The following is a 13,655-nucleotide window of genomic DNA, read 5'->3' as shown; positions in this document are numbered from 1 at the left end:
TATTATCAAGACCTAGTTGAAAAAAATATTAATACTATTTAGTTTATACAAATTATATATGTACAATTTGTAAGCAATATAAAGCCCAGCAAATTAACTTGCCGGACTTTATTCGTAACTTATGAAAGTGATATTTCATTGTCGGCAGCCCCTTCTAAGGATAATCTTGAATGAATATTCTAAATCTGCTGAAGCCTGTCAGTAATAATCCCTGAAATCACATAATAATAATTTGTTTTCTGTTTATTCATTTCACTCCAAAGTCCGGTATATTGCTGTCAATCCTTCTATATCAATACCTTCATAGAGCCCGCAATTTGTTCCCAATATGATTCCGTTTCGAGCGGAGAGGCTTTGTATAGAAGCTGAGAAGTTTTTCAGAAAATCTACATCATGTGCACTGTGTGTGTTTTCAGTATCGATATGTCCCCACAAGCATAACAAATCCCCATATTCCTTCTGTAAAGCAGCAATGTCCATACCACATCGTTGTTCAATGCATTGAAGCCCCTGTATACCCATATCGATCAAATCAGGGATAATTTCACGGTAATTGCCGTCCGAGTGGTAAAAGACTGGAAGTCCAAGATGTGTAATTTCTTCAACTTGTTTTGCCAAAGAAGGCAAAAAATATTCTCTCAAAATATTTGGATTTGTCAATAGTCCATTTGCATAAGCGATATCATCTGCCAGTATTATTCCATCTATACCCTGGTCGGCTGCTTGTTTCATTGTGGCAATATTCAGTTTTTCAACCTGTCTGATAAAGTTTTTTAGATCATCAGGAGATTCTTTCGGCAGTGTTAGAAAATCCAACATGCCATATGTCCGCAAGCCCGTCTCAAATGCGCTGTCAATTAGTGCAAAGGTAAAAACCGAGGTCTGACTAGCCCATTTTTTAATATCGGGCCATTCATATTCATCCGGTTCTGGTAATCTATTCTTGTCATGTGGAAAAATCGGTGAAACAGTAAAAATGTCAAGACCGAGTCGGTCGATAAATGCAAGTTTTTCTTCAAATCCAATTTTACTGCAATTTAATTCACGAGAAATAATAGAATCAGTAATACAAAGCTCTCCTTTAGGAATTCTATCTGTTTTCTCACGCCTGATTGTCCTTAGTACTCTTTCACGTTTGCTATAATTACAATATTTATCCATAAAGTTGTTTGTCGCCCCCCTCTATGCTTGTATCTCTTTATTGTTCCAAATGTATGTCTAATAGATATTTTCTCTGTTTGGGATTTTCTGCATCTATCACTGAAGATATTAATCCAGTATCATAGAATCTATGAAATACTCCTGAAAATCTTCTCTTTTTGATAACTCTATATATGTAGTTTTATTAATAATATCTACTGCATTCTCTCTTATTTGTTTTGATAGCAAATATATTTTAGCTCCACCCCCTGCACAGTTACCAACAGATTCAATCTTACCCTTGAGCTCTTTGGGTATCATGCCTATGGTAGCAGAACTTTCTATATCCATATAATTACCAAATCCACCGCCAATGTACACTTTTTCTATTTCATTAAAGTTTATGTTCTTTTCTTTTAAAAGTATTTTGATACCAGCACATACAGCAGCCTTTGCTAATTGAACTTCTCGTACATCCTTTTGTGTAAAAGTAATACTTTCTTCACGTATGTTATTTTGCGCTAGAATAAACTGTCTCATGTTATCTATCTCAACAATCCTATTCTGATAATCCTTGTTTTCTACTTCGTCTGCTCCTGCCATTCTACCTGATTCATCTAATATTCCAAACTTCACAAATTGTGCCACAGCATCCAACACCCCTGAGCCGCATATTCCGCAGGGTTTTTCATTTCCTATTGTTTCATATATTTTATCCTTTGATAAATCAACCTTGCTTATAGCTCCTTTTATGGCACCAATTCCATGCTTAATATTTGTGCCTTCAAAAGCTGGTCCAGCAGCTGTAGAGCAAGTTACTACTTTGTTTTTATTACCTAGCGCAATTTCTCCATTAGTTCCAAGGTCTAATAATAATGAATATTTTTCTGAATTTAACATACCACAGGATAATATACCAGCAGTTATATCACTTCCTACAAAAGCTGATATACCAGGAAGTAAGCTTACCATGCCTTTAGCCTTAATTCCAATCTCCTTAGCTTCAAGCTCCAGTGCTTTTGTAACCACTGGAATATATGGTGACATAGTTATATTTTTACATGGAAGTCCAAGTAGTAGGTGAATCATAATAGTATTTCCAACAATAACTATATCATATATGTTATCTTCACTTATGTTATTTTTTTTACATAACAGTTCTATCATATCATTAAGCTGAGTTATAATATTATCCTTCAATATATCTAATCCCTTTGGATTCTCAATAGTAAAATTTATTCTTGAAACCACATCAGCCCCATAACTTATCTGGTTATTAACTCTTGAAACTATATCTATTACTTTCCCATCATTTAGATTTAATAAATAGATTACTATAGTAGTTGTGCCTATATCTACAGCCAGTCCATAGTTTTGTTGTAAGCAGTTACCATTTTCTAAATGTAAAAGACGATTATTATAAAGTGATGCGGTAACATTAAAATCAGCTCCTCTTAACAAATCACTTATTTGAGGTAAATATTGCAAACTAATGAGTAAATCATCACTTTCACAAGCATCACTTAACCTTCTATAATCATCTCGTTGATCATTAATGGATGGTTTTTCAATTGTTAAATATTTTTTCTTCACTACAGTATCTAGAGTATATTGCTGTTCTGTCCCATTTATTAATACTTCCATATCTTTATTCTTTTCTAAAAGTACTATTTCTAAATCTTCATTTATAGTCAAATTACATGATAACCTAAATCCACTTTCTAACTCTTCTTTAGTTAAATGTTTTATATCAAGTGAAGTAGGTTCCTTTAATCCTTTTACTACTTTAACTTTACATTTTCCACAAATTCCTTTTCCATTGCAGGGACTATCTATAAATATTCTGTTATCCATTAATACATTAAATAAATTTTCACCTGATTTAACCTTTATGACTTCTTTACCCTTTTGTGAATTAATAATAATTTGAAATTTTTTATTTAAAATATTCATATAATTCCCCCTATGAAGTATTTTTCTTTAAGTATAATTATATTCTACTGAATATACATAATTTAAGTTTTGGAATATAGGAGTTCACTATACATTAGACAATAAAGTGAGACTCGTGCTTGACATTGTAAGAAGCGAAGAACTCTCAGTAGGAAAAAACACAAAAAACATTTTGGATTAATTTATTTTTAACATTGATCCAAAATGTTTTTTATTTACAACAAAAATGTTTTGTACAAGTTATGTACCTTAAAACATTTTTTTACTCATTTCATCTATTGCAGTACTTACTGTCTCATATACATTTGGGAAATATCCCTTAGGTAAACCTGCAGTTAGGCATGGAATAAAGTATTTCTTTCCATTAGCTTTGCAAGCTTCTTCTACATGTTTGGTGCAATTTTCAGGTGTCCAATCCGGAAAATCAATCAAACCGCTGTGGAGTCCTCCCATAAAGGATATTTTTCCACCATATTGCTTGATCAATTCAGGAATATTATTAGTGTTCATAACGCCTTGCCAGATATCGATACCCATTTCTATCATATATGGAACTAGGTTAGCTGCATAAGAATCACTGTGGTGAACAATCAATTCAACACCATTGGCTTTATAGAAACCATAGATTTTTTTATAAGCTGGAAGAAAGAACTCTTCGAACATTGCAGGAGATACAAAAGAGTTTTTTTGGCTACCCCAGTCATCATGATGGAAAATACAATCTGGATGAAGTTTTTCAACTATCACTTTTGCAGCATCTAGCTCATACTGTGTAATAGCATCAATTAACTCATGCATAGCTTCAGGCTCTTCATATAAACCCATTAATGCATCTTCCATACCCATAAGATGATGTGTCATTTCAAAGACACCTGGAGCATAGAAAGGTGAGACAAATTCCTCATTACGGTCAACAGAATTAGCATGAGCAACAGCTGCAGCCCAAGCTTCATCGGAAGTGTCGATTTCAGGAATTTTAACATATTTTTTCCATTCGGTAACATCTTTTAAAACTCTGTGTTCGTCATCATGTACAGGGAATGCACCAAGTTGACCTTCTGGCCATTGCCATGTTATTCCCCAATTATCTTTCCAAGTAGAACCGTATTTAGATCCATGTCCCAAAGGCATTTCCAGGATCATATTTAAAAATTCATATTGATTAACAAAACGATCTGGATTTCCACCTTTAATAGTTTCGAGTAAATTCTGTCTTTTAGTTAACATATATCAATACCTCCCCTTATATTATTTATGATATATCTATGCTGTTGCCAATTCCTTAGCCTTAATTGCAGCACTACCTGCATCAGGTGTATATGCATCTGCCCCTATTGAATCCGCAAATTCAGCTGTTACAGGAGCACCACCAACCATTATATTGAATCCTTTTAATCCACTTTCTCTTAAAGTCTCAACTGTTTTCTTCAAAGCTGGCATTGTTGTAGTAAGAAGTGCTGAACATACTACTATTTTTACATTTTCATTTGCCTTAACTGCTTCAACAAATTTAGCATCAGGTACGTCTACGCCAAGGTCTACTATTTTAAATCCAGTACTTTCGATCATCATTGAAACTAAATTTTTTCCAATATCATGTAAATCGCCTGCAACTGTTCCAATAATACATGTTCCTAAAGAAGATGAAGAACCACTTGCAAGATGAGGTTTAAGCACTTCTACACCTTTTGACATTGCTTTTGCTGCTATTAGCATTTCAGGTACGAATAGTTCTCCTGTTGAGAACTTATCGCCTACAACACCCATTGAGTCAATCATAGCTTGAAGTATATCTTCTGCTTTGCTTCCCTCATCTAGTGCTTCCTGAACTAATCCTTTAATAAGTTTAGTTTTACCTTTCTCTACATTAGCTTTTACTTCTTCAATTTTAGACATTATCTTTTCCTCCTTATTATTTTATATAATTATTGTTTCTTTTTACCAAATATTCCTTCTCTATATGCTCTAATATATTCCATGCAGTACTCGTCTTCACCTAATAGTGCTTCTGTTGCAAACAACATTCCTATTAAATCTTGATTTAATGGATCAAGGATAAAGCTGTCCATTCCTGCATTCATAGCCAATACTGCAAATGCTTGATTGACAATTTTTCTAGCTGGAATATTAAAGGAAATATTACTAACAGCTCCAACCACATGAATCGTAGGATACAATTCTTTGATTTTTCTCATAACTTCTGTTACCATGGTGATCCCATCTTCTGATGTACATAGCATTTCAATTAAGGGATCAATATGCAACCTAGATGGATCAATGTTGTATTCTTTTGCTTTTGCCATTAAATCTGCAAATACATCCAAACGGTCTTTAGCAGTTTTAGGGATTCCTTTGTCGCTGTTTAAGAGAGCAACACACTCCCATTTTGTATCAGCGATTGCAGGAAATGCCACGTCAATCTTGTCCCCTTCCATAGATACGGAATTGAAAAGGCCTGGCTTCTTACAGTATTTCATGGCTTCTACGCATGTGTGAACGTTAGGGCTGTCCACTGCTATTGGAACATCTGTTGCATCCTGTACGATGTCTATAAGCCATTTCATTGTTTCCAGTTCGATCTCATCATTCACTGAAGCACAAACATCAATAAAATCTGCGCCTGCTTCTGCTTGCTTTATTGCAAGATTTCTTATGAATTCTGCATCCTTTGCTGCAATGGCTTTAGCTGTGGAAGGAATTGCTCCGTTAATTTTTTCACCAATTACTATCATAATATACACCCCTTCTTTAAACATTTACTTTAAGTTATAATCATATCAATTAGTACTACAACACTTTAAATTTCTTTTAATTCCAATGAGACGCCCGTAGCAATCAAACTGCATGCCAACATATAGTAAACGTAAACAAGACAAAGTTGACAATCATCAATGTTTTTTGTTTATTCTGTCTACTAAAGCACCGCAAGTATCGCGACCATATCACCCATTGTACACATAGTTGATAAAAATAACGCAGCTAGATTTAGAAAAATTAGATTGGGTGATTTTACAATATTTTTGCATATGATATGTTCATCATCCTACACCGAAAAAAGTCATGTTAAACATTTACATTAGAGAAGTGTAACCCCTCAGCTGTTCACAACATTTAATTGGCCTTAATCAGGAGATATATCTGTTGCATCAATTGAAAGGATATGCCATAATCTCTAATTTTCCTGACTGAATTTATACATTTTTTATTATTGTATAAGTAACAGAAGAACCAGCAGAAAGCGTTGTAATTCATCAACCATTTGATATAATTATATTATAACAAATGGAAATTTGTAATTCTATTTACAGAATGTACATTTTTTTAAGAATAATTTATACATTTTGTATAAATTAGAGGTGCTTTAGTTTATATTTTAAGAGAGAAACTTTTAAAATCTGATATAAATCCGGTTTAGCATAAGCGTAAACGCCCGTAATAATATAGATATTTATTATTTATTTTTTAATAATAAAAGTATGTAAAATTTAAACATAGTATAGTAGAATATGATTATTGATATTAACTGAGATTTTTGCAAGATTGGAGTGAACTAATTATGAAAAAAATTGAAGAAAAAATTTTATATAAAGGTAAATGGTTGGCGTTAAAACAAACAACTTATAAGAGTAAAAGTGGAGAAACTGTAAATTGGGAAAGTATAGAAAGGACTAATACTAGTAAAACTGTGGTTATAATACCTAAACTTGTTCCATCAAATAGATATTTAATGATAAAACAATATCGTCCAGCTATAAATAATTATATTTTAGGGTTCCCAGCAGGATTAGTAGAAGGTGAAGATTTAGAAAAGGAAGCTTTAAGAGAACTTAAAGAAGAAACAGGATATATAGGAAAAATAAAAACTATAAGCCCTGAATTATATTCAAATGCAGCACTATTAACAGATACTGTGCGTGTAGTTAATGCAGAAATTGATGAGACAATAGAAGAAAATTTAAATCCAAAACAACATCTTGAATCAGAAGAGGAAATAGAAGTTATTTTGGTAAATAAGAATAATTTAAAAAACTTTTTATTAGAAGAACAAGCAAAGGGTACAGCTGTAGCTATGGGAACATGGTATATATTTTGTGAAGGCTGTGATTTGTAAATTTCCGTAATTTAAAAATTATGCGACGTAAGGGTGCAGTGGAAGTTTGGATTTTAACTTTCATTCCGTGATATATGATAAGGGTGTCATCACGGCTAAATGTTTTAATTATTCTAAAGCTCGAAATTTTTGAAAGCCTAAGAACTTTGTCAAACTCGGTTCCCTCAAACAGGACTAAAGTTCTAAGGCTTTCAAAAATTTTGAGCTAAGAATAATACTAAAACAATTTAGCTAATGTGATGACACCCTTATCATATATCACTGCATAAAAGTTAAAATTCAAACTAGTAACTTCAAGTGTACGCACATAATTAAATTGTTATAAGTCACTTTAGAAATTGAAAATTACTTCGCTTACATCGCAATATGCTTATATTAAGTCAAAATTTTATATGTGTAAAATTTAAGGTGTATATATATCAGAAAATTCTATACTTACTTTTTCAATATGACTTTTATTAAAGCTAGTATTTTGTATAGGTGCGTTATCAGTTTCATTTACGGTAACAGGAAGTTTTATAACAAATTTGGTACCCTTTCCATAAGTACTTCTAACTGAAATTTTTCCTCCATGCATTTCAACTAAGGATTTTACAAGAGACAAACCTATACCACTCCCGGTATAGTTTCTTGCTGAAGCTCTATTTGACTGGCGAAATCTTTCAAAAATTATATCCAAATCTTCTTCAGGTATGCCAATACCAGTATCTTCTACGCAAATAACAATATAATCGTCTTCATCAAACATGTTTATAAATATATGTCCACCTGGATTTGTAAACTTTATAGCATTAGATATTAAATTCAACATAATTCTTTCTACTTTATCAGGATCACAAGCCATAAATTTTTCTTCTGTATTTGTATCAAATGTAAGAGTTATAGATTTATTTTCTACATATTGAGCTACAGACAGTGTTATATCTTCAACTATATTAACTATATTGTAATTGCCAGTGCGAATTTCAAAATATCCACTATCGATTTTTGTTATATCTATTAAATTATTAATAAGTTTTAATAATCTTAAAGAATTTTGTTTTATGCTTTTAAAATATTTAAAAGACTTTTCTTCATTGCAGTTTAAATTGTTAAAAGATTTCATAAGTTGAAGTGCACTTAGAATTATGTTTAAGGGTGTTCTAAGGTCATGGCTGATGTTGGTAAAAAAATCTGTCCTTAATTTGTCAATTTCTTTCATCTTACTTAAATGTAATTTATCTTCTTTTATTTTTTTGATTAAGGTTTTAACAACAGAACATTCTTTATTTAATTCATATCTTATATTTTGCAGTACAGTACAATCTTCAAAAGTAAGCATTATGCCATTTGATATTGAAGATTTATTTTCTAAAGCACTAATTTTTATATTACAGTATTTATAATGTTTACTTGAAAAGAAATTGTTTACTAAAAGATTATCTAATATTATAGTTTCTTTAGTACTTGTAATGTTTTTAATTTTAATATTGATATCTTCAGTAAATACCTTGGGAAAAATCTGAAAAAAGTTTTTTCCTATAACAGTTTTATTGTATATGCTTGACATTTTTTCTAGTGCGGAATTCCAAAGTATTATGTTAAATTTGCTGTCTAAAATTATAACTCCTATAGGAACATTGTCTATAATTTTATTAATCATATTTTCATCATTAGAAAAATCTGTATTAACAATGAAATTATTATTAGAGTTATTTGAAAATAAACAAGGGTAATCAGAACTTAACACAGTGAGAACTCCTTTCATTATTATTAAAATAAACTGCTGTTTAATAGCGCACTAATAACACATATTCTACAAAAGCATTTTAAATCCTTCTAAAATATATGCAAAATGTAAAATAAATATTAATTAATTCAATATTTTACAATGATTATGCATAATATAATAAATTTTAAATTAATTGCATTAAGTTTTTATATATGATATATTTTGAGTATATGTAAAATAATTTGTAATAAGTAGGTGTAATAGTAATGGGAGACTGGCTTTTAAAGAAAGATGACTATGTACCTAAAGCTGACAAAGATAGTTTTATAGATAAAACTATAGTGGGACTTTTAAGTATTTTATCATTAATAAAGAGAAGTAATAAAGTTAGTAATAGTTTTATGTACAAGCTTAATCCATCTATAAAATTGATTTTTACAATTATAAACATAATATTTTTGTCAATGTCTAAGAATCTTATGTACATATTAGTTGTAGATGTATATATGTTATTTACTTTGAGTTTATTAGACATAGAAGACATAAAAAAAATTTTAGCAGTAAGCATAGTGGTACCAATTTTTACATTTATTATGATTATACCTTCTATAATGATGGGAAATGTAAGAAATAGTATACTTCTTATCTTAAAAGTAATAGGTACTATATTAGCTATAAATATCTTATCTTATACTACTAAGTGGCATGACATAACAAAAGCACTTAAAAACTTCTTCATACCAGATATATTCATATTAGTGTTCGATATAACCATAAAATATATTTATATTCTTGGAGAATTTTCTCTAGAAATGATTTATGCTCTAAAGTTAAGATCTATAGGTGTAAATAATGGTAAATACTCTTCTTTATCTAAAGTAATGGGAAATCTTTTCTTAAAATCAAAGGAATTAGGTGATGAAATGTATTCGGCCATGGAATGTAGAGGATTCACAGGAGAGTATGTGTCTTATTCAAGCTTTAGTTTTTCCTTTAAGGATTTTGCTTATGTTATAATAAATATAGTAATTATATTAATGTATTTTTATTTTGCTAGGATGTGATAAGGATGATTGAATTTAAAGATGTTTATTTTAAATACAAAAATGCAGATGTACTAAAAAATATAAATGTAAGTATTAAAGAAGGGGAAGCTGTAGCTTTAATAGGGCCTAATGGCAGTGGTAAATCCACATTTTTGAAAATTGTAAATGGAATAGAATTTGCAAAAAAAGGAAAATATTGTTTTAAAGGTGAAGAAATAAATAGCAAAAAGTTGGAAGATAATAAATTTTGCAAGTTATTTCACAAAAATGTAGGCTTTGTATTTCAAAATTCAGATGCACAACTTTTTTGTTCTAATGTGTATGATGAAATAGCATTTGGACCAAGGCAAATGGGTTTAAAGGAAGAAGAAGTGAATATGAGAGTTGAAGATTGTCTAAAGCTTTTAGATGTAGAGGATCTTAGAGAAAGAGAACCATATAATTTAAGTGGTGGAGAGAAAAAGAGGGTAGCTATAGCTAGTGTTTTAGCTTTAAATCCAGAGGTTTTAGTTTTAGATGAACCTATGAATGGTATAGATCCTAAAGGAAAAAGATTTTTGAAAGATCTTATGATAAAATTAAATTCCAGTGGTAAAACTATAATTTGTTCTACTCATGATTTTGAATATGTACAAGATGTATTTAAAAGGGCTTTAGTTTTTTCAGAAGAACATACTATTGTAAGAGATGATGATTATAATTCTGTAATTAATGATAACGATTTTTTAGTTCATTATAATATAAAGTAGAATTATTGACAGAGTAACTTAATTGTAATAAACTAAGTTTATAAAAGAGAATATTGTAACTTCAGGTGCCTTTTAACAAGGTGAAAAGGGAATGCGGTTGAATTCCGCAACAGCCCCCGCTACTGTAATTGAGGACAAACCTTTACTGGCCACTCTATATTAATATTTGAGGAAGGCAAAGGGGAGAATGATTCATAAGCCAGGAGACCTGCCTGATTAAAACATATGCTTTCGGAGGGAAAGGACTTTTAATATAGTACTTCCGGCATTTGCCGGTTTTTTTATTTTATAAAGAAAATTGTCTTAAAAGTCAAACAATATGCGATATGTTAAAAATATGGGGATATTGCATGGAGCGCTTTTGGACAATTTTTTCGTTTATACAAATTTTGAGAGGGGAATGATTGGTATGGCTAAAATTATGATTCAAGGCACAGGATCATCAGTAGGAAAGAGTATACTAGTAACGGCACTTTGTAGAATTTTTACACAGGATGGATATTCTGTATGTCCTTTCAAGTCACAAAATATGTCTTTAAATTCATATATAACTCTAGATGGTAAGGAAATGGGACGTGCACAAGTGCTTCAAGCCTATGCTGCAGGACTTCAACCAGAAGCATATATGAATCCTATACTTTTAAAGCCTACTTCTGATAAAAAATGTCAGATTATAGTTAATGGAAAAGTATACGGTAACAGTACAGCTATGGAATATCATAATATGAAATTACAATTTAGGGATATGCTTAAAGAGCAATTTGAAGAAATGGAAAAAAAGTTTGATATCATAGTTATGGAAGGAGCAGGTAGTCCTGCAGAAATAAATTTAAGAGATAGAGATATAGTAAATATGGGTATGGCAGAGATTGTAGATGCACCTGTTTTGTTAGCTGGAGATATAGATAAAGGAGGAGTATTTGCATCTTTAGCAGGAACTATGATTTTATTTAATGAAGAAGAAAAGAAGAGGGTTAAGGGTACTATAATAAATAAGTTTAGAGGCGATGTTGAAATATTGAAACCAGGACTCACTATGCTGGAAGATATAATAAAGATACCATGTCTAGGTGTAATTCCTTATTTTCATTTAGCATTGGAAGATGAAGATGGTGCAGTAGAGTTTAATAAGAGAGTAACAGCACCTATAGATATAGCTGTAATAAAGCTTCCACACATATCTAATTTTACAGACTTAGATTCCTTAAAGAGTGAAGAGGATGTATCAGTAAGATTTATAGAAACTGTTGAAGAATTTGGAAATCCTGATTTAGTTATAATTCCAGGAAGCAAGAATACTATTGAGGATTTACTTAAACTTAGAAAATCTGGTATAGAAGCACGTATAAAGGAATATAGCAAAGATGGTTTAGTTATAGGAATCTGCGGCGGATATCAAATGCTTGGAAAAATAATAAAAGATCCTTATGGTGTAGAAACAGAAGTTCCAGAGGTAGAAGCTATGGGTCTTTTGGATATAGATACTGTATTTGAGGAAGAAAAGGTTACTACAAGGGTAAAAGCAGAAAGTATAAGAGATTTTGATGTATATAAGGATGAAGCTTCAACAGAAAAAAGAAAAATAGATGTATATGGTTATGAAATACATATGGGAATATGTACTTATGGTGAAAAAGCAAAACCTTTATTTGAAATCACAGATAAGAATGGAGAAGAAGTTTGTCTTCAGGATGGAGCTGTAAATAATGAAGAAAATGTTCTGGGAAGCTATATACATGGAGTTTTTGATGGTGTAGATTTTAGAGAATATATTTTAAATAAAATAAGATCAAAAAAAGGTATGAAAACTAAAAAATCTTATGTATATGAAAATTTAAGAGAAAAAGAACTTGATAGACTTGCAGACATAGTTAGACAGAATATGGATATAGCAAGTATATATAATATTATGGGAATGAAAAAATAATGGGGTGATGTATTTTGATAGCATCTTTTATGGCAATGAATATATTAGATATAATTTTAGCTGTAATAATAGATTGGCTGATAGGTGATCCAAATTGGTTGCCGCATCCTATTATATACATAGGAAGGCTTATAGGATTTCTTGATAAAAAAGGAAGAAAGTTGTGTAAATCTAATGGGGGTATTAAAGCTTTTGGAGGGCTTATTGTAATAATTGTAGCGGGTATAAGCTTTTTTATCACATTTGGTATTTTAAAGTTAGTAAGTTCACTGCCTTGGTTATTTCATATTGTAAATGTATTGATAATATGGACTACATTAGCAGCAAAGTGTTTAAGTAAAGAAGCTAAAAAGGTATATCATGCATTGAAAGATAAAGATATAGAGAAGGCTCGATTAATGCTTTCATATATAGTTGGAAGAGATACAACACAGCTTGGTGATAATGAGATAATAAGAGCTGATGTAGAAACAGTGGCTGAAAATGCTTCAGATGGAGTTATTGCACCATTATTTTATGCAATAATTGGAGGAGCACCTTTGGCAATGATGTATAAAGCTATAAATACCATGGATTCAATGCTTGGATATATGAATGAAAAATATAGATATATAGGATTTTTCCCAGCTAAGGTAGATGATGTTTTCAATTTTATACCTGCAAGAATAACTGGAATACTTATATGTTTGAGTTCCTTTGTAGTTAAAGGCAATGCTATAGAAAGCTTTTGTATAATGGTTAGAGATAGAAAAAATCATAAAAGCCCAAATTGTGCCTATCCAGAAGCAGCTGCTGCAGGAGCTATGAAGGTACAGCTAGGTGGAACTAATGTATATTTTGGAGAAGTAGTTCATAAGCCTACAATAGGGGATAAGAAAAAGACATTGAGTTTCGAACATATAAACGAGTCTATAAAGCTTATGTATGCTGCTGAAATTTTTATGATAATTATATATGTAGCATTTATGTTTGTAATTATTAAGAAGTAAATATATTTTATTAAAAAGGATTTAGGAAG

The 13,655-nt window shown here is 30.8% G+C and carries 11 protein-coding genes and 1 riboswitch; of the genes, 5 read left to right on the top strand and 6 right to left on the bottom strand.

Translation table 11 applies throughout. From position 1 onward, the window contains the following. Window positions 1-252 precede the first annotated feature (252 nt). The 5 genes from Ccar_RS15525 to Ccar_RS15505 all read right to left on the bottom strand — a co-directional run bounded on the left by Ccar_RS15525 (window position 253) and on the right by Ccar_RS15505 (window position 5,825). Window positions 253-1,161, bottom strand: a complete 909-nt coding sequence (locus Ccar_RS15525) for a uroporphyrinogen decarboxylase family protein (protein WP_007064180.1) — start codon at window positions 1,159-1,161, stop codon at window positions 253-255. A 108-nt stretch (window positions 1,162-1,269) separates the two neighbouring features. Then, window positions 1,270-3,093: an ASKHA domain-containing protein gene (locus tag Ccar_RS15520; protein ID WP_007064179.1), complete on the bottom strand. Its 1,824-nt coding sequence runs from the start codon at window positions 3,091-3,093 to the stop codon at window positions 1,270-1,272. A 249-nt stretch (window positions 3,094-3,342) separates the two neighbouring features. Beyond that, a complete protein-coding gene (locus tag Ccar_RS15515; protein ID WP_007064224.1) occupies window positions 3,343-4,320 on the bottom strand; it encodes a uroporphyrinogen decarboxylase family protein in 978 nt (325 codons plus the stop codon). Window positions 4,321-4,356: 36 nt separating this feature from the next. After that, on the bottom strand, window positions 4,357-4,989 hold the full coding sequence (locus Ccar_RS15510) for a corrinoid protein (RefSeq protein ID WP_007064225.1): 633 nt from the start codon (window positions 4,987-4,989) through the stop codon (window positions 4,357-4,359). 29 nt (window positions 4,990-5,018) lie between these two features. Continuing rightward, on the bottom strand, window positions 5,019-5,825 hold the full coding sequence (locus tag Ccar_RS15505; RefSeq protein ID WP_007064226.1) for a methyltetrahydrofolate cobalamin methyltransferase: 807 nt from the start codon (window positions 5,823-5,825) through the stop codon (window positions 5,019-5,021). 824 nt (window positions 5,826-6,649) lie between these two features. On the opposite strand from Ccar_RS15505, the gene Ccar_RS15500 reads away from it, so the two are divergent. Continuing rightward, window positions 6,650-7,204: an NUDIX domain-containing protein gene (locus tag Ccar_RS15500; protein WP_048030134.1), complete on the top strand. Its 555-nt coding sequence runs from the start codon at window positions 6,650-6,652 to the stop codon at window positions 7,202-7,204. A gap of 403 nt (window positions 7,205-7,607) precedes the next feature. Here the strand turns inward: Ccar_RS15500 and Ccar_RS26425 are convergent, their stop codons facing one another. Next, window positions 7,608-8,933 (bottom strand): sensor histidine kinase, encoded by a 1,326-nt coding sequence (locus tag Ccar_RS26425; protein ID WP_007062145.1) that lies wholly within the window; start codon window positions 8,931-8,933, stop codon window positions 7,608-7,610. Window positions 8,934-9,181: 248 nt separating this feature from the next. On the opposite strand from Ccar_RS26425, the gene Ccar_RS15490 reads away from it, so the two are divergent. From Ccar_RS15490 to cbiB, 4 genes are all read left to right on the top strand, one after another. Continuing rightward, window positions 9,182-9,979 carry an energy-coupling factor transporter transmembrane component T family protein gene (locus Ccar_RS15490; RefSeq protein WP_048030132.1) on the top strand — a complete coding sequence of 266 codons (798 nt, stop codon included), beginning with the start codon at window positions 9,182-9,184 and terminating at the stop codon, window positions 9,977-9,979. A gap of 5 nt (window positions 9,980-9,984) precedes the next feature. Further along, a complete protein-coding gene (locus Ccar_RS15485; protein WP_007062148.1) occupies window positions 9,985-10,710 on the top strand; it encodes an energy-coupling factor ABC transporter ATP-binding protein in 726 nt (241 codons plus the stop codon). 46 nt (window positions 10,711-10,756) lie between these two features. After that, window positions 10,757-10,940: riboswitch (cobalamin riboswitch) on the top strand. 179 nt (window positions 10,941-11,119) lie between these two features. Continuing rightward, window positions 11,120-12,637 (top strand): cobyric acid synthase, encoded by a 1,518-nt coding sequence (locus Ccar_RS15480; protein WP_035774869.1) that lies wholly within the window; start codon window positions 11,120-11,122, stop codon window positions 12,635-12,637. Window positions 12,638-12,666: 29 nt separating this feature from the next. Continuing rightward, window positions 12,667-13,626, top strand: coding sequence for an adenosylcobinamide-phosphate synthase CbiB (cbiB, locus tag Ccar_RS15475; RefSeq protein ID WP_007062150.1), 960 nt, complete (start codon window positions 12,667-12,669; stop codon window positions 13,624-13,626). Window positions 13,627-13,655 lie beyond the last annotated feature (29 nt).

The organism is Clostridium carboxidivorans P7 (assembly GCF_001038625.1).
Taxonomy (GTDB): domain Bacteria; phylum Bacillota; class Clostridia; order Clostridiales; family Clostridiaceae; genus Clostridium_AM; species Clostridium_AM carboxidivorans.
Note: the sequence above shows the minus strand (reverse complement) of the source record. Positions and strands in the feature narration are given on the sequence as shown.